Source organism: Flagellimonas taeanensis, from assembly GCF_003584105.1.
Lineage (GTDB): Bacteria > Bacteroidota > Bacteroidia > Flavobacteriales > Flavobacteriaceae > Flagellimonas > Flagellimonas taeanensis.
The window spans coordinates 287,976-307,440 of sequence record NZ_QXFO01000018.1 but is presented as its reverse complement, the minus strand read 5'-3'; the positions used below and the strand labels follow the sequence as shown (position 1 = coordinate 307,440).

Here is a 19,465-nt window from a genome sequence, read left to right as displayed (position 1 = left end):
CCTTATAAAATAAGGGCCTTTTGTTTACCTTATCAGAACGTATAGCTGTGTCCAAAGGTAAGGGTCAGCTCACTGGTACTTCCCGTGGAAAGGTTCTTGAACAGTTGAATAAGGTTCAGGTGAAAACTATGCCTCTTCTTCAATACATAAGAGGCATTGGCCCTAAGGTTGGTGATCTGGCTCCGTGTCATGTCTGAAGTACTTGTGTTGTACGAGGCCCCAAAATTGGCGTTCAACGTATTGTCCAGAAACTTTTGGTTGATGTTCAAGGTAGGTCCCCATGTGGTAGAATCCTCCACCCCGATGGTGTTCAAAGTGCCATTCAGGGCAGCGGTAAGGTTCATGCCCCTGTTCGGAAGTCCCAACGTGTAGGAAACATTCCCGTTGTGGAACGTGGACGCATTCCCTATCCTCACTACGCCATCCTCTTCGTTGGACACATCGGCCAAGGCATAGTTAAGGTTCAAGTTCTGTTGGACCTGTTCGTTTTTGGAAAACAGGTAATTGATGTTCACGTTGGCATTCCGGGAAAGTTGCCTATAGTTCAATGTCTTGGCTGTATCATCCAACAAATTGTCGTCGTTGATTACCTCAAACTGATCCAATCTGGAATTGGTAAAGGTGGTGAAATTGGAATATGAAGCAGTTATGGCCAATCTTTCCGAGGCATTATAGGCTACGTTCACCGCTCCCACAGTTCTGTTGCTGGCCTGTTGCTTTTGGTTCTCCAGATTATCCTGTTGGTAGCCGATGTTGAAAGCGAGATTCAATGTATTGTCAAACACGGTGGTGCTTCCGTTCAACGTGATGTTCTCAAAGTCGTTGTTGAAAAAATAGGCCCCCAAGGTTTCGTACCCTGGATCGATGCGCTCATAGCCCACCCCAAGACCGGACTTACCAAACGTATAATCCACATCGGTTCGTAGAGCATTATAATATTCGGTGGAAGCCCTGTTCCTGAGAAAGAGGCCGGCAAGGCCACTGCCCGTGTCCAATACATCGGCACGAAGATCCTTGGTAATGGCCGAAGAAGCATATTCCGCCCTTACCTGAAGATCTTCCATGAGCTTGTACGATCCTTCGACGCTTACTACCATATTCTCCTTGGGTGTCACTCCTTTTTCCTCTGGAACTATGGCAATCGAGTTGCTATTGTCCTTGGCGTAAAAAGTGGTCACTGCCATGGCGTATTGTTCTTTTTCGTAACCCAATTTCAGACCATAACCCATACGTTGGAAAGCAGGGACGGTCTGCTCGTTCCCATCATCTTCGGTGGCCTTCAGCAATCGACCTGCCATAAGACTAACCTTCCAAGGCCCGTTGGGGGTAAGTTCCACTCCTCCTCCCGTAAATTGATGTCCGTTCAATGTGTAGGGTGAAAAAGTCATGGCCACATCCCCGATGTGCCCCTGTACCCATTTGTATTTGGGATGCAGGCTCAATCGGTTGAAGTTGAAGGGCAAATTATAGCTCAACTGTTCCCCTTGGTTGGACCAACTGTAGCTGATGGGCATACCGAACTGATAGAACGAAATGTTCAGATTGCCCTGCAAAAAGTACGTGAACGGTTCCCTGCCCGAGGCTTGGCCGGAGCTGTAAAAAACGCCGTTGGAAGAAATGCCGCCGCCCAATTTGAAGGCCTTGCCCTTGCCCAAAGTCTCGAGGTCAACAGTTTGGGCAAATGTGACAGTGACAAAAAAGAGAAAAGACAGCATAAGCCAAGATTTGGCCGCTTTTAAAATTGGCATAAGTAGGTTAGGATTTGGTCTTGATTTTGAATTATGTTTTCATAGTTTTTATTTTTGAGGTTGATGGATTTTTTATTGTCTCTCTTTTAGATATAGGTATGACACTCCGGCAAGCTCAGTGCAGGTACTCGCGTTAGAATAAAGCAATCAATAAAAAAGATATTAGAACAATCATTGATTTATTCTTTAAATTTTTCATTGAGTTCCTTCAGTTTATTGTTGTAAAATCCCCACTCCCATTCGCACTTCTCTTTAATTTTTTCTTCTTCTGAATGGAGGGTCTTCCTGTCAATCTCTACCCATTTGTCCGACCCTGCTTTTTGCTCATATAATATTACTGTATGTGGATAGGTTGGATGATACGAAGTATAAACAACGTCCTTTTCACCTCCTCCTGAAGTCTCTGCCTTCAAATACTTTTTATCAATGTAGAACGCCCATTTGTGATAGTCATTCAACTTTGTTAAATCTTGATTTTTGTACAAATCTTCCACAAACCAATCTTCAGGATAGGTCATCTCGGGGTATTCTTTTTTGGCTTGTTTCATCCACCAATTTCCTCCATTTTTATGTATCATATAAACTCTGGCGTTTCCATAAGGGTTTTCTGAACCATCAGAATAGCCATGATAGCACCTAAAATATACAATGCCGTCACCACTACTTCCTGAGAAACTTAAATCTCCATTATACTCCATAAAATCCATTGGAGCATAGTTTTCTATCTTTTCTTTTGTAGAATGTAAACAAGCATTTGTACAAAAGACAATAAATGATAAAATCAAAACTTTCCTTATCATTTATTACTTTCTTTAATTTTCTCTTCTATGAAATTAATCTCCCATTCTGAAGACAAATAATAGCTTCCTTTCTTATCTCTGGTCTCTACTTCATTTCCATTACTATCGGTATTGTATGTAACGCTATCAATAGCCACCCACTCTGTGTCTCCTGCTTTTTGTTCAAACAGAACTACTGTTATTTCAGAATTCTTTTTTGGGTAATGAGAAGTGAATTCCCCTCCCTCTGCAGATTCCGATTTAGTTTCAAGATATTTTTTATCAATAAAGAATGCCCATTTATTATAATCATTAAGGGCTTTAGAATCTTGAGCAATTATTTGTTTGGCATATCTATTTCTTGAAACAATGCTTTTAGGAAAATTCTTTTTTGCTTGCTCAATCCACCAGTCACCTCCTTTCTTATGGATCAAATAAATATCGGCGTTACCCGTTTTATTGTTTTTTACAGAGTATTCAGCATCCAGATGAATTATTCCCTTAGTATTTGCCGAAATATTACCTGCACTATTTAAAAAATTATTTGGAAGTTTTTTGATTTCAATACTAGCTTTTTTGTTTTGCCCACATGAAGTTAGTACGCCAAAAAAAAATATAATCACTATGTTTTTAATCTTTCTCATTGTTTCTATTTTAATCTACCAAGGGACGAAAGTATCCAATCCATCCTTCATGTCCGTTTAATGTATTACTATTGTATTTATAAGTTGATAATCTTGTGCAATTTTTACAGATATCATCGTTTTTTCCACCACTCCATACTAATGCCTCTAAAATCTCAACATTTCCCGTAACAGAATCAAAAGATTTGACCACACCTGTATGACCTGCTGGTGGATCCCTTTTATTATCACGCCATAAAAAGATGTCTCCAGCTTGAATTTCTTTAAATGTAGGACTGGCACTCCCTTCAACAAATACTAACTTTTCATGAAACTCGTCCTGAAAATCATCTGAAGCCATTTGTCCTGTATGAAAATAAGGCACTTCATCAAACAATCCCAAAGCCTTTAAATAGCGGCTAACAAACTCACTACAGTCCATCTTTGCCAAGGCTTCATCTGTTTCAGCGGTCCTCATATAATCGGGTGGGTTATTGCTTTCCTGTTCATAGGGTATATGGGCCTCGGCAATAATAAGCATTTCATTTAAAGCCAAAGCAATTATATCCTCTTCCTTTTTTAAATTATAATCCCAAGGGTTGGTCACCACATTAATATGGTCCTGGGTTCTATCTTGATCATCACAAACGAGTGCAAAACGTTCTTCAATAAGAAAAGGATTCAACCTCATTTCTTTTTCCTTAATATCATCAATGATGGCTTGTACTTTATCGGGGAAGTAGATTCCAAATTCCGCAAAATGCAGTATGTAGTAAAATTTTCCCGCCGAAATGTTCTCCGTAACTTTTTTGGCACTACGCCCCACATAATTTACCTGCATGGGACGACGTGCATCCAATTTGATCAGGTTTATCCGAACATCGTGCCACGTGGGAGCATCTTGGGCACTTAAAAAAACGGTTTCGGTATTTTCAAGTTTGTGGTAGGCTTCCTCTATGGCAGATGATAATCTCGCGTTGTATTGAGTCTTTAAATCGCCCAACACATCACTTATCATTTTTTCATATTCAATAAATACATCATTGTATTCTTTATCTTTTTGGTCTTTTTGCAATTCTTTCTGTTTAATAATTCCCTGTATGGAATCAATAGACTTGGTATCCCATTTGAGGCTATCTCCCTTTTTTAGGTTTTTAATTTCAGCTTTTAAAACATTTACTTCATTGTTCACACTTTTCCACGCATCCAGCTTCACCTTAAATTCAGCAAATTTTTTCATAGGCGCTTCCAAACTCTTTTCTTTTAATTCCACAAGTTTTTTTAAGTCCAATGCGCTGGATTTATAGAGGGGTATCTCCGCGTCCATCTTTTTTAGGTCCACCCGTACCTTTACCTCTTTGTCGTCCCCGTCCTTCAGTACTAAATAGTAGGTCGCTGTCTGCCTGTGGGTGGTTCTCACTTCTTTCATGAATGATTCAACATTGGTATATATGGTGTCCTTGGGTTTTGGGAACGCATGGCACAAAAATCCTGCGCATACAACAATAAGTGTGGTCAAGTTCTTCATTTTCAAAAGAGTTTGGTGGATAGGGCAATCTTTTCGGTTATGGTTTGGATGATCAGTTCTTTTATTTCGGTGACGAGGTCTCCTTTTTTTGCTCCATCTTCCAATCGGTCATAGATGTACACCCCCAGCTTTTTTCCTTCATTTTCCAACAAGTTGCCCAGTTCTTGGGTACCTTCGTCCGTTTGCAGGTTTGTGGCGATGTGGTTCAGCATTTTCCAGCGTTCATATTCAAAATGCCCTGTAAGTTCCTGCTCGGTTGTTGTGGATGCTTCGGGTTGCAATACATTTGAAAGTTGGTCTAAACTGGAACTTGTCAATTCAAGATTTCCGTCTGTCTCCTTTACAACAATGTCTTCTTCTCCATATTTATTCAGCCCATTGTTCAAACTATCATCACTTTCCTTCACAATCTCTTTCAAAGCTTCTTTGATGATTGAAGCATAGGCCTTTAAAAAGTCATTTCGTTCTTTTTCTGCATCTTTAAGTTCCTTTTGTGCCGCTTTAAAATCATTTTTTGCCTGACTGACCAGCTCTTGATTTCCGCTTTCCATTGCTGAATCATATTGTTCCTTGGCTGAATTCATTTTGTCAGTAGCTGCTTGTATTTTTCCGGTAATGGGTTGTGGAAGTTCTGCTTGGGCTTGTTGCACCAGCATTTCGGTCAGCTTTTTGATATTCTCCCCCGTGGCACTGTCGATTCCTATGTTGGACAGTAGTTCAACCAATTGCTCCAAAGTCATTTTTATATCCGCAATCGCCTGATCCACATCCACAACACCCGACCAATTGGGGTCGTAGCTGGTCTGTATCATGCCCTCCACCAGTTGGTAATCGGTATTGATCTTGATGTTGTCGAATTCCACCCGTATGTTGGTATCGGCCAAATAAGGTACCGTAATAGTGCCCCAACCACTGAACCTGCCCTCACTCAAATAGTCCACATATTTTACAATTATGGGAAAGTCGCCCGCCGTGAACACCTCGTTCACCCCAAGGTTCTGCAACGGCTCTTGGTTCTTGATCTCGATCTCGGGCGGGATGCCACAGTTATAATAGGCCATCTCGTCCTCGCTCGGAGTGGTAAATTCGTGTATCGAAGAAAAAGCAAGTCCTTCTTCCCCTTTGGGCCCGCCTGCCGTAGGTAGGGAGACCAAGAGGGGGGCACAGTCCCCACCCACCCTGAACTCGTAAACGGTGCCTGCCTCCATGTTGCGGATGGTGGCCTCGTTCCCTTGCGACCACAGCCCGAACCAGTCGCTGTCCCCATGGCCCTTTTTACGGTACTGCACCCTGTAGCGCACATGCTCGCCCATCTGCCAACCGATCTTCACCGTTTGGGAGTTCTGTGCCTCGGACAGTACAAACCGGGGCGGATGGCAATCGGCACGGTAGGCAAAATGGTAGACCTCGCTCAGCCCGTTGTTGCGGAACAAAGAGGTGTCGGTGATGCCATCGCCCACAAAGGCCCTGACCTGCCAACCGTAGGTCTTTCCTTCCAACAACTGCATCTGCGCGGGACCGTAATGCAGCGTGTTGGCAAAGGTGGTGGTCTGGTACAGCGGTGGACTGGCCAAAAAGGCGGCCTGTGGGTCCATGCCCGTGTCCCAGAGTTCCTTCAGGGTGAACTCGTACTGTACCGCCCCTGCGTTGAAATGCCTGGGCGTCCAGTTGAAGACAAGGTTCTGTGGGTCCGTGGCCGTGACCAGATCGCCACGGAAGGGAACGTTGAGCAGGGGCGGGTCGTTGAGCACCAGAAAGATGTTGGCACAGCTGCGGTTGGAGATGCGCTGGCCCGAGAATTGGTCATAGACCTCAAAGCAGAAACGGTATTGCCCTTCGGGCAACTGTTGTCCGTACTGTTTGGGCGTTATCCCCACCAGGTTGTTCAGGTTAAAATAGGGTTGCAGGTCGAGATTGGTCAAGCGTTGGTTCACCCCACCATCCAGTATGATGGGCAGCATGCCGGAAACAAAGTCCAGTGTCTGGAACTTCATCCCGGGGCCTTCCACGAACATTTTCAGGCGTACCTGCCGTCCGGATTCACGCGCGTCTGTGAGCAACAGGTTGACGAACAGTTTTTCCTGGGTCGTGGTGGCATAGTCGGAGAGTTTGAAACTGTACGGTGGGACCAATTGCGGGGTCACCTGTACGGGGTAGATTTGGGCGGTTGCCCATACAGGGTGCAATAAACAATATACAATGAGCAGTCCTTTTAAAAGTGATGCGTAGATCCTATAATTGGTTTGAGACCATAAGAGATTCTTCACTACGTTCAGAATGACACTTCCCAGATTGATTGACATTGTTTGGTTGTTCATTGATTATTGTCCTTTGATTACTGTTTCTGCACTTTTATGTCCACCACGATATGCGAATTGGTTCCAGCTTGTACAAATTCCTTTATTTTGATGGCCCCTTTTCGACCGTCCCACGTTTCAAAAAGCACGATGCGGGGTACCACGGTGTGGTCAAAATCTTGAATACCACCCATGGTTTCATCGATACCCAATGCTATCAAAAGGGAATCATCTTCCATGGTATCGAACTCCTCAACAGAAAGTGATGCGCCGCACTCACAGGACTCCTGTAGGTTGATGAACTTGGTGTGCTTTGCATTGGGAATAGGGTCAAATGTGTAGTCCTGGATAGCATTAGGAGACACAAACTTGTTGAAGTTGAAGTCTTGGTTGAGCGCAAAAAAAGCAATATCGATAATGCTGCCATCATCCAAAGGAACACTGGCAGCATCATATACTTGCCGTGTAATTGTTGAATACAGGGCGCCTTTTAGGTTGGAATTGTGGGACGAACTTATACCCAATTCCACATTTTCCAAAATCTTCAAATTGGTGTTCCCAAAAACGGTCACCTCCTTGATGATGGTATGGCTACGCTTGCTGTTGAAAGCCCTGAGTTTAAGCTGATGTTGTCCAGGTTCGGTTATTATGATGGTCGGGTCGGTTTCTGTGCTGAAAGCCGGTTCAGCTGTTTGAAAAGTCCATTCAAAGTCCGTTGCACTTTTGCTTTTGTTCACTAAGTTCAACGTGACCGGGACCTGAAAATCGTCGTCTTCAAAAACAGGTTCAATGGCAAAATCTGCAAAAACATCAGAAGCTACCGTGACCGTGTCCGTAAAAATGTGTGTTTCCCTCCCATTGCCTGCTTCCAATTTTATCACATGGTCTCCAGGCTCTTGAAAAACAATTTTGCCAGGTGTCCGTGCATCCGATTTTGATGGTACACCTTCAGTAAAAGTCCAATTGTAGGTCGTTGCACCTCTTGTGGTGTTCTGAATGCTTATGCTCACCGGCACATATTCATCCCCTTCCAAATTGATAATGAAACCAGGAACGATCGCCTCATCAATAAATAAATCAAAACGCTTCACTTCCTGAACACCATCCCTGTTGGAGGCTTTCATCGAAATGGCATACTCCCCTGCACGGGCATACATGATCGTTCCTGGATTTCTATCAGTGGAAGTGGCCGGCTTTCCCCCTTCAAAGGTCCATTGGAATGTATCGGCACCTTCGGCCTTGTTGTGGATCATTACACGTACGGGCACAGAATAATCGTTGTCCAACACTTCAACCTCAAAATCTGCCTTGATGGGCAGGGCAATTTCTTTGGCGCAGGATAGTACTAAAACTGTTAACAAACCAAAAACCATGTATTTAACCCCTTGACCCATTATAAAATCACGATTTTTATGATTTGTCTTCCTCTCGGGGTTTCCAATAGCAAAAGGTAGACCCCAGAAGGTAGAACAATGGAATAAGGTACTTCATAGAGGGCAAGCCCGGACAATTGCCTTTCATCGTGAACATGGTTCGTGGTAAGCCCGAACAACCGCAATGCGACGGACGATGCCTCCTGAAGCGATACCAATACACTGAACGAGCCCGAGGAAGGATTGGGAAAGACCTTGAACTCCTTGATGAACGGGGATAGGGCTTCCCCAACGTCGGGAAGCTCCCTTGCCTCTGCCACAATGATGGTCTTGGCCACATCTTGATAGCAATCGTCCTGATAGTTCCTGAGAATCACTTCGTAGGCTCCAGGTTCATCAAAACGGACAATGGCCATCCTCTTGTCTTTCTCCACCACAACTGCATCATCGGTAAAAATCCAAGCCCCATTGGTGCCCATGGGGTTACTGGTATTCACCAAGACCACCTCTTCGCCAGCAAAGGCCTGCGATGTAATCAAAAATTGCGCATCTATCTCTATTTCGGTAGTCGTTATTTGTATGGTATCGCTTCCAGAGCAGCCCAAACTGTTGGTCACCGTGGCGGTATAGATTCCGGCCTCGGATAGGGTGACCTGGGGCGAGTTGCTGTAAAATCCGTTGTTGGAAGTCCATTCATACACTGCAGACGGGTCATCCACAGTAATGTCCAATGCATGTTCCTGTCCGTTGCAGAGCGTCCGGTCTTCCCCGAGATCCACCTGGGTCGGGTAAGGTGCATCCAAACCGATTTCCTTTGTGGCGGTGCACCCAATGGCATCCATCACTTCGAAGGTATAGGCGCCTTGACCAAGATTGCCAAGTGACAACGAGTTTTCCCCTGTATCCCATATATAGGTGTAAGGGGCCACTCCACCCGAAATCTCAACTTTCAAGCTACCGTTGTTGGCATCGTAACAGGTGGGAACAACGGTGTCAACTATGTTGATCTTCAATTCTTCGGGTTGTGTTATGGCTATTTGACCACTTACCTCGCAACCGTAGAAATCCTTGACATAGACAAAATAGGTACCTGCCGCCAAGTTTTCCGCTACATCTCCAAAAGCTCCAGATGACCATGAAATATTGTAAGGGGGCATTCCGCCCTCGATGGATACCGATGCAAAACCATCATTGCCATCAAAACAACTGACATCTATCTTTTCGATTTGGAGCACAATGGGGTCCGTTTCCTGAACGGGATAGAGATAGTCTGTGGGTACATCCAACATATTGTTCACATAAATCCCCAAAATAATCCCGTTCGCATCTTCGATGTTCACGGCGTATTCCCCTACTCCCACATTATCCAACACATTTCCTGTAACGTTGGGTATGATTTGCCAAATGTTCTGTTCATCTTTCTTTTTCCAAGTGTATATATAAGCGTACTGACCGTCAATCAATGGGTCAAAGGACACCCCGCCTGTTGCGATTGCCTCGAGTTGACCGTCATCGGATGGATTGTTGAACTGGTTACCTCCATTACACGATATGGGAATCGTCTGTCCCACCCTTACCTCCAAAGCGGGTGGCTCTTCCAGATTGAACTCTGCGACATGGGCACACCCTTGTTTCTGGGTCGCATTTACGTAATTGGCATCGGTCACGGTAATGGTATAGGCCCCAGCAGGGATATCGTGTACTTGTATGACATAGCCATCGGGCGTATTCTGTGCCGAAGTGGTATTGATAATGTTGTTCTGCTCGTCCCGCCATTCGTAATTATAGCTATCATTGTTAAAAGGCGTGCCACCATTTACCTGTACCGTGATGCTGCCATTGGTAAAACCGTACGCTGTGGGTTGCAAATATTGCGGGTTTAAAATGGAAACGGGTGCATCGGGTTGCCCAATGGTAACTTCCGCCTCGGCCTCGCAACCCCTTGCATCCACCACATAAACAGAATGGTTGCCCAACCAGAGACCTTCGGCCGTTTCTGTCGTTGCTGCGGTTGACCATATATATTCATAGGGCGGTGTCCCTCCACTGACGATGGCCGTTGCAGTCCCATCAGTACCCCCAAAGCAGTTGATGTCCGTTTTTTCGATTTGGACAGTGAGCAGTTCAGGTTCTTCCAAAACGTAAACCACGTCATTGGCCTGTTGCAGTTGGTTGTTCACGTAAGTTCCAATGACAATTCCGTGGGCGTCCTCAACATTGACGGCATATTCGCCCGATTCCAGATTGCTAAGTATATTGGTACCGTTGTTGGGAATATCCTGCCAAGTGTTAGGCCCTATTTTTTTCTTCCATGTATAGATGTACGCATATTGGCCATCGATCAAGGGGTCAAAAGGCACTCCGCCAGAAGCAACTGCCGTTAATTGCCCATCGTTGGACGGATTGTTGTAGTTGTTGGCACTATTGCAGGATATAGGAATGGTTTCCTCGATGCTCAATTGCAGCTCAGGAGGACCTGTCAACTCAAATTCCTCGATGAGGATACAACCTCCTTTATCATCTGCTTGGTTGTAATTGGCATCCCTGATGGTCAAAATATAGGTTCCCGCCGCAACGTCTTGCAAAGTGATACGGTACAAATCATTTTCATATATCGCGGAGGTGGTGTTGATAATGTTATTGTTTCCATCACGCCACGTATAATTGTAGCTGTTGTTTTGATGGGGCGTGCCGCCCGAAAGGCCCACAGTGATGCTTCCATCGGTGAAATTGTAGCCTGTGGGTTCCACGAATTCCACGGCGTCATCAATGGTCAATGGTTCGGAAGGTTGATCAATGGTCTCTAAATTATCCTGGCTCGTACCTTCACATTCGTTGCCATCCCTGACCCCGATTTCGTAATTACCTGCCGGCAAACCCTCCAAAACATGGGTGTCCCCATTACTGAAATCATGCCAGTCCACTTCATTATTGACCCGGTATTGATAATCCGTCCCTGTACCTCCGGTAGCTTCGATTTCGATTCGGCCATCGCTACCGCCGTGGCAACGGACATCGTTGAGCTTTTGAAGGGTGAAGGTTACCTCTGGTGGGGGTTGGATTTGGAATGGATTTGAATATTCCAGACTGTTCCACGACTCATCTTCAATGTCTTCACCTGTGGGATGGGTCTGATATTTTACTACATAATTACCTTCTGGTAAATTATTGGGCCATTGAAATGAATAAGTGGTATCTCCATTATCGATAAGTGAAGTAGTATCTTCTTGATCCAAAGATTCTCCATTCAAATTATTGACATTGTAAATTGAGACCACTAACTCTTCCCCATCTTCCAAATTCCTATCCAATGTCATGGTGAAACTGCCATCATTGGCTCCCGGGCAGGTGGTTTGGTGAGGGGTTAGGTCAAGGAGTTCGGGGGAACTCGGTTCTATTGTGAATGACAAAATATCAGAACTGATTTGAGGAATAATACTGTTAGGTATATCCATAAATATCTTTACCCTTAAGTGTTGGATAGAATTGATATTAGGTTCGTTTGCCAATATTTCTCCAACGGTAGCTTGTAATGGAAATTGGTGTAGGAATTCAGCAGGAAAATTTTTAAAACTATAGTCGTTGTCAACACTATATTTCCATTTAACTCCTGAAACATCCACAGGCTGGTCTTGAAAATTATTCTGATTAGTCTTAAATAATAAATCGTCATGGGTTCTATTGTTATCATTGGGTTGTACATAATTTGGGAGTACCACCGCATATTGCCACACGGTTTGATAATCAGAAGGTTCATTAGAAATTACATCATGACATATAAGTATTTGACCATCATGTCCAAAAACAAATTGTTCATATTTATCAATAATTTCTGACCCCCCCCCCATTGCATAAAACCTGAGGTAGATTCAAAACAAGGTAATACTGTATCTCATTTGCTCGTGCACGAATAGGAAGTTCTGGGATATTTGTGTAGATGCCTGGGTTCGGGTTAGGTAATGACCAATTATCTTCTATCTTACTATAAGAAGCACTGTAATGATAACCCCCATAAATTGATTGATACGGTTTTGTTGATGTCCATAAAGCATAATCCTGTCCAAAAGAGTCGTTAGTTAGGCACAAAAAAAATAAAGCAATAAATATTAGTTTTTTATTCATATTTATTAATATTTTATGTTTAGCTCAGTAACTCCACCTACCCTTCCATCTCCAAAGACAGGCTGTAACAGATATACATACTCATTGTTAGGGCTTACCTTATGGTCCACAATACCTTTGGTATCGGGTGCAACTTCACGGAGCAAGTTCATGTTCCCTCCTTTTTTTCCCTTGTAAATGGCTATTTTGGTGGCATTGGTTTCGTTATATGCTTTCCATCGAATGGTGATGCTGCCCTTTTCCCTGTCCGCCTCTCCGTACAGGCCTTCCAGAGGTGGGTATAATGTGGTTTTGGGAATAATAACTGCCAAAGGTGGCGCAGGGTCAGACCCCAACGCACTGTCATCAATGGCCACTAGAGTGTAGCTGTATTGCTGTCCTTCTTTTACATCCCTATCCGTCCACTGCCCACTACTTACTGCATACTGATCACTATCAATTGCATAAACAAGTTTCCAATCCAGACTATCCAGCTCCTTCCTATACACCTCGTGCCGTACCACATCCGCACTGGAACTGTTCGCCCAAGTAAGATGTACTTTTCCTTCTTTGATTTCGTACGATTTGAATACGGGTTGGGTGGGCTTTATAAAATCCGGTTTCTTGATTTCCAACACCTCGGAGGGTTCGGACATGTTGAACCGTTGGTCAACGGCAATGAGTTGGTAGTATACCTTGCTGTTCAGGTTCTTTACCGAAACACTGTCATAATAAATACTCGCTTGGTGTGGGGAGACTGTAATCTGGGAGTATTCCTCATCTTTGTTGTAGCCCTTAAAAATCCGATACCCAAGAATATCCTTGTCACTATTGGATTCCCATGTCAAGGTCACCACCCCCAAACTGTCCACGACTCCATTAAACCCTTTGGGTTTATGGGGCGGCACGGAATCCACGGGCTGCACCAAAACAGGAAATGAGGTTCTGCTGCTTCCATTTTTGCCCAAAGCGGTGATGGTCATATAGTTGGTGGGCATCAGGCTGTCATAACGTACCTTTCTAGCATCGGGTGGAATGTTCCTTACCGCTACTTTGTAGGTACCATCCACATTATCACTTCGGTTGAGCTGAAAACCGGTGATCAGGTCATTGCCCTCTTCCATAAACTCCCATTCCAACAAAACCGTTTTATCATCCTCGTAATATTTGGAAGTAATGTGGGGTACAAAGGCGAGGGTCTTTTCTCCTTTTCCTGATACTGTCTCCGAAACAGGACTGACCTCGCCAAACGGGGTTTTCCCTCTAATGCGATAGTGGTACGTATTTCCGTTGGTGATGGAATCGGTGTAGAACATCCGCAATGGATCTGTTTTTTCACTGTTGTTGAGGGTGGTGAGGGGCAAATCGTTCAACCGTTTAAAACTGACCCCATCGATGGACCTTTCAATGTAGTAACTGTTGTATATCTGGTTATGGATGGCATAGTTCCAACTCAACATGGATTTGCCATCAAAGAAAACGACGGCCAAATCCAAAGGTTTTGGTAAATCCTCATAATCTTGGAGCCCAACAAACACACCCCCTTCTTGAATGGTCAACACATCTTCGGGAACCAGCGAGGTGATTTTGTAAAGGTATTTTTCGTTGGGGTACGCCTCCATGTCCACAAAGGCCAATCCCGCCATTTGCGCCACTTCGTAATCTTGGTCAGCAGCATACAGGCCCCAAGTGAACCGCTGTTCCTGCTCTTCCGCCAAATTGACAATGACCGAAAGCTGATCCATACCTTCCACATCAAAACTTTCCCCGTAAAGAGATTGGGCCATCACTGCGGCATTGTCATTTTGCTCCACGAAAGGCATCCATTCCTCCAATGGGAGGGGCCTAAAAATACCCATAGATTTTTCAATGGGTCGGGGAAGCGTGGTGTTGTTACGGGTTATGGTGTAGCGTTTCAATTCGTACCCATGTTCATTGAGTTTTCGCCATGCCTGAGGTGTGGTGACCGCCCATCTTAGCATCATCCTGCCATCTTGTTGTGGTCGGGCCATCGCAACAATTTGTGGCTCTGCCACCACCAATGAATCATATTGGGAATACGATTTTACCACACACAAACAACCCAATACAATAGCGAAGAGAAAACTTCGTGAAATTGAAGGTCTTTTCATTGATCTTGCCATTAATAAGGATTGTTATACATGAAGATTTGGGAAGTCCCGGGAATATTGCCCGGAAGTATATATTGGAACATTACTTTGTAATCCCCCTTACGGATGGGTGGCATTGTTCCATTTATAATGTAATTGTACCTATTGATCTGGGATTGGTATTTTTCAGGCTCGTGTAGGTATGCGTTCACCACTTTGTATTGAATATCAATAAAATCCTGCTTGTAATAAAAAGGAAGGTTGTAGCGATAGGGAACCCTTTTGTCCAGTAAGGTGTAATTGGGGTTGGATTCCAGATACGAGATGTACCATGTCATAATATCCACTCCTTTTTTTGGAGGCAGACCAAGTACCCTTATATCCCTATCGACAGTGAAGCGGGATTCCAGGGGATATCCTTCATAAATGAGGGGATTGATGACTTCGTGGTAATAGCTATCACTCAGAACTGCCTCTCTAGTAATCATCGGTTGACCTGCCGTGTATTTATCTCCCAACATCTCTTCGTTACCAAAACGCTCGGAGGGGATTACATCCACTTGCAATGCATGTACATTGGAATGAATGGGATCCAATAGGTATTTGTCTACTTTTTTGTCCGATACTTTTTCTTTGAAGGTATTGTATTGGCTAGTGGAAAACCCATATGCCAAAACCTGTGTTTCGGCCACTTTTTTGGCAGTTGTCGCAACCTGACGGTTTCGGACTTCGACGGAATTCCCTTCCTGTCCAGTGTTTTGGGCCGTATAGCTTTCATCTACCCTTCCTAATGTGGCTTTTTCAGGTGAACTGCTCAGTAGCTGGAACCTATAGTTTTTTTGGTTTCCTAGGGTAGGAAAATCAAACCGGACCATCTTCTCTGCCCGATTGTATGACACCTCTTTGGCCTGTACTTCCCCAGTTTCCGTAGTGAACCGGGTATATTGCACCCAATCGGTTTCCGGTGCGAACAAATAGGGCTGGCCCCTTTCCAATTTCACATACCCTGACCTTCTCTCATTTTGATAGAAATACTGCTGATCGATCACAGGATAGCTATACACAATATTGGTGAGTGGTATATAATCCGGTGCCTCGCTCGTAGTGAAACTGCGCTCCTCAATTTCCTTGGCCGATTTGCCGTTCTCCGTCAAGGTAATCCATCTATTGCTCCGCCATTCTTGAAAGCTTACGGCTACTTTTACATGGATTGGGGAATTGGGCGGTAAAATATCGTGTGACACAAAGTTGGCCAAATCGTTGTTCTCATTCCATTGCAATTCCCCTGTAATGGTATTGCCATCGCTAGTGACGCTATATTCATCCAAAAGAATCCGATACGTTTTCACGCCATCATCATCCTCCAGTTCAAAGGGATGGTTGATACGCATGTTGAAAGCGGCCTGGGGAACGGTAAAGACATCCATTTCGCCGGACCCGTTCCGTGGGGTCACATCGGAAATGACCTTTAACCCGCCCAACGGTGCTCCCCCGATCACTTCGCATTCCTCGCCCAATTCTATCTTGAATCGGAACTTGCCCTTGACCAATCCGCCCAATAGATTGAAATGTCCTCCCAAATATCCCTTGAACCAAGCCGGATTTGGCAGCTTTGCCTGCAACAGTACTGCGGCACCTGCTTTGATAATGGGTATTTTTTTCCGTACAAAAAACAGTTTGATGTTGATGCCGAGTTCCCCTTGGAGATAGGCATAGGCTTGGCCGTTCGCATACCAGCCGTCAATACCGATCTGTCCAATCCCCTTACAGGCTGTCTCCCCGTAATCCTTTATCATAATGTCAAAGCCCAATCCAGCTTGAAAACGGGCATAGAATATCAAAAAGGTCATATCCCCTGTATCGATACTGAAATCGGAACCAAAAGCAAAGCCCATCCCACTTTCCAGAGCGTTCAGGTCGCGCATATAGTCCAGACTCGACAGTTCGACCCCCAATATATCGGCAACAATCGCAGGTGGTGGTGGACTTCCGGGGAGATTGTCCCCAATCATCAAATAGGAGGTGCTTTTTAGATTGGAATTGCCCAATCCAAGTTTTAGACCAATGCGATCTTCGGGGGTACCTACATGGAGATACCACTCATCTGGTTCAATGTGAAAAACGGCCCATCCGGATCTTCCTTTGGGGCCGACTCCCTGAAAAAATCCGCCTGGGGTGTTCACATAAATTTCCAGCTCGGCATGGAACGTACTGTGCTGAAAATCCATCTCCATGGCAAAATGGGCATCGATGCCCACATCAAAGGTCAATCCATCCTGCGGGAAACTAACTTTGCTGTAATCCACTAGATTGGTTTCCTTCAAACGATCCATAGTTGGGTTGTTTTCTCCAAAAGAATTGATCTTCTCCTCCATCCTCTTCAGCTTTTGCTTGAACTTATCGCCGAACTCAAAGTCCAATGCTTTGACAATGTGTCCCTCGCCAAAGAACATCACACGGTTCAATCCGTAATGGTCATTGAAATCCATTTCAAAACCTACCTTTCCATTGAAGGCCTTCTCATTGGTAAGCGCAAAGCCAAGAAGGGCCCTGAAACCCAATCCATTGTTAGGGTTTGGTACATAGGATTGCCCTGATGGGATCAATGCAGAATAGGCGCCTGGTTTTTTGGACATTTTGTAATATGCGCCACCACCTATTCCATTTACTTTGGCCGGGCCTATATAGGATGGGGTCAAAGAATTGGAAAGGTCCACATAAGTGTCCACAAACCAGTATCTAAAGTCCGTTCTTCCAAACCATGCCGAGGCATCCACGGCTATCCCGTTAAAGGTAGCTCCCAATTCCCCATAGAATCCATTTCCGTAAATGGGGTCGTCCCTTTTGATGTTCACCATTCCACTGATCTGGATGGTTCCCAAATCAGCCTCCAAGTAGATTTGATCAAGTTCGACTTTTTGGAAGCGCCAACGATGCAATCCTTCATCTTCATTGAATCCTCCCACAATCGAAAGGGTAGTGTTTCCCGCAAACCCTTTTTCCATCATATTTACATCGAGATTGAAGGAGAGTGCTGCCATGGAACCATTGGACGTAAACCCGATATCAGAAAGGGTCACCGGAAAATCTGCAAATTTCACTTCTCCGTCATACCCGAGATAACCCACTTGGAAATAAGGGCCTTCCGTTTGCAATTGGAGGTTTTGAAAGGTTATCCCTTTGAAATCGATCAGCGGATTGTTGGTTTCCGATTCGGAATTGTCCCCTAATATTTCCAAACTTCCATGGAGGATTGCCTTGGGTTTGAACTTTTTTTCCTTGACCTTGAGTTCCACATAAGAGTTCTCCGTGAGTGTGGCGGTTGCCTTGAATACATTGAACGATAAAGCTTCGTTGGCCGAAGCCGATAGAATATATTCATCGCTGATAGGATCTATAAGAGCTTGATAGGCCAGCGTTTTCCGTTGTATGGTTTCTGTGTTTTTATCCGATAGCTCAGTAACTGTCACCTCTTTGGAAACGGGAAGTACAATTTTTCCATTAAAGCCTGCCCCTACTATGTTGTTTGTCACAAATTCTGCCTCAATATGGTCTACGGAAAACTGCCATTTGGACGCACTACCTTCATAAAGGGGCAAAATGTTGTCCACGGAAAAACTTCCCGAAACACCCATTCCATCCACCAGGAAATGGGAAGCCTGAAATTGAACACGCTCCTCTCCGTTTCTTTTATTGAACTGCTCGGGCAAGACGACCGTGAACGTATCCACATAGACCCCTCTCCACAATTGTTCATTTCCAGAAATCAAATACTGCTGATAACCTTCAGGAAACACAACATTGGGGGAGTTCCTAAGATCGCTGAAATCAAATACGGCCTTGTTCAGTTCAAAAACCAATCCTGCTTTCCCTTTTCCATCAGTACTTCCCTGTTTGGTCAATTGAAACGGTGGCAGATCCACTTCCACAAGAATGTCGTTCCAATCACTGACAATGGTCTGGAAATGTCCCTCAACTTTTACATTTTCATTTTGAATAACTTCATAATTGGAATCCACCGGTTCCAACATACTTCTGGGAAACAACAAGTCGGCTGCAATCCCCAATTCCTTGAATCCGCCACAATCAATGGTCACATAGGTAAGATTATCCACGTTTCCTATTCCCATATCAAATCCTCCTCGAAGGGCAACAAGACCATTTCCGCCGTTGATGGGGATACCGATATCTCCCAATAATACCAAATTGGCATCGCCATAGATACCCCCCTTATGTGAAATCTTGATTCCCCCAGCACCAAAAAAAAGTTCAATTGGGTTTCCCTTGGAATCGGATTGTGGAATGTTTATGTGGACAAAGGCCGTGATTTCCGTGTGCTCCGGAAAAATTTTGGCCTTGCTTATTGCCAACGTATAGGTAATGGTCCCAATTTCCTTCTTTACTCCAATGGGAAGCGTGACCATTTCTTTTGGGGAGATCAGGTTTACATAATTTTGGGAAACTTTAAGCTCTTCAAAGACTGACCTTGCACTTTGGACGATTTGTGCTGTGGTGGTGTCCATTGCAAAATTTCGTTGGAAGTAAGCATCATCAAACTCGCTTTGAAGAATTTGGGGCAGGGAGACGTTCGAGAAATCATTTTCCAACCCTTTGAAGTCCCTATTAGTATTTCCTTGTTCCGCGCCAGGTTGCTTAGTGGACAATGAATCCTTTCCTGTAACGTTTTTGGCCGAGATGGATTGATGTACAAATAGCCAAACCAAACACAGCCATAACACTCGTTTTACCATAAACCCCAACTTCCTTTTAAAAAATGATGAAATGAATAATGTAGAGGTTGGAAGGGAAAGTAAGGTAAACAGACAAGCCATTGGTGCTAGAATTGATGGATGCACCTTTTGAATTGACGGATGAGCATTCCGAGTGGATGCTTTGAAAAAAAAA

Annotated in this window: 9 protein-coding genes; all 9 read right to left on the bottom strand. The window is 44.4% G+C overall.

Annotated features, from left to right (window positions below; genetic code table 11):
• Positions 1-32: 32 nt before the first annotated feature.
• Positions 33-1,715: a porin family protein gene (locus D2V93_RS09380; protein WP_119619288.1), complete on the bottom strand. Its 1,683-nt coding sequence runs from the start codon at positions 1,713-1,715 to the stop codon at positions 33-35.
• Between the two features lie 212 nt (positions 1,716-1,927).
• A complete protein-coding gene (locus D2V93_RS09375; RefSeq protein ID WP_119619287.1) occupies positions 1,928-2,548 on the bottom strand; it encodes a hypothetical protein in 621 nt (206 codons plus the stop codon).
• Positions 2,545-3,171: a hypothetical protein gene (locus D2V93_RS09370; RefSeq protein WP_119619286.1), complete on the bottom strand. Its 627-nt coding sequence runs from the start codon at positions 3,169-3,171 to the stop codon at positions 2,545-2,547. The genes D2V93_RS09375 and D2V93_RS09370 overlap by 4 nt, the downstream gene beginning before the upstream one ends.
• A 10-nt stretch (positions 3,172-3,181) precedes the next feature.
• Positions 3,182-4,678, bottom strand: a complete 1,497-nt coding sequence (locus D2V93_RS09365) for a CHAP domain-containing protein (protein ID WP_119619285.1) — start codon at positions 4,676-4,678, stop codon at positions 3,182-3,184.
• A 2-nt stretch (positions 4,679-4,680) separates the two neighbouring features.
• Entirely contained in the window at positions 4,681-6,981 is a 2,301-nt protein-coding gene (locus D2V93_RS09360; protein ID WP_147377398.1) for a fibronectin type III domain-containing protein, read from the bottom strand.
• A 32-nt stretch (positions 6,982-7,013) separates the two neighbouring features.
• Positions 7,014-8,336 (bottom strand): PKD domain-containing protein, encoded by a 1,323-nt coding sequence (locus D2V93_RS09355; protein WP_182849979.1) that lies wholly within the window; start codon positions 8,334-8,336, stop codon positions 7,014-7,016.
• Positions 8,337-8,368: 32 nt separating this feature from the next.
• Positions 8,369-11,758 (bottom strand): SprB repeat-containing protein, encoded by a 3,390-nt coding sequence (locus D2V93_RS09350; protein ID WP_182849978.1) that lies wholly within the window; start codon positions 11,756-11,758, stop codon positions 8,369-8,371.
• Between the two features lie 717 nt (positions 11,759-12,475).
• Positions 12,476-14,581, bottom strand: a complete 2,106-nt coding sequence (locus D2V93_RS09345; RefSeq protein WP_182849977.1) for a fibronectin type III domain-containing protein — start codon at positions 14,579-14,581, stop codon at positions 12,476-12,478.
• 11 nt (positions 14,582-14,592) lie between these two features.
• The gene (locus tag D2V93_RS09340) at positions 14,593-19,311 is read right to left on the bottom strand and encodes a hypothetical protein (protein ID WP_119619280.1); all 4,719 of its coding nucleotides are present in this window, start codon (positions 19,309-19,311) and stop codon (positions 14,593-14,595) included.
• Positions 19,312-19,465: the final 154 nt, after the last annotated feature.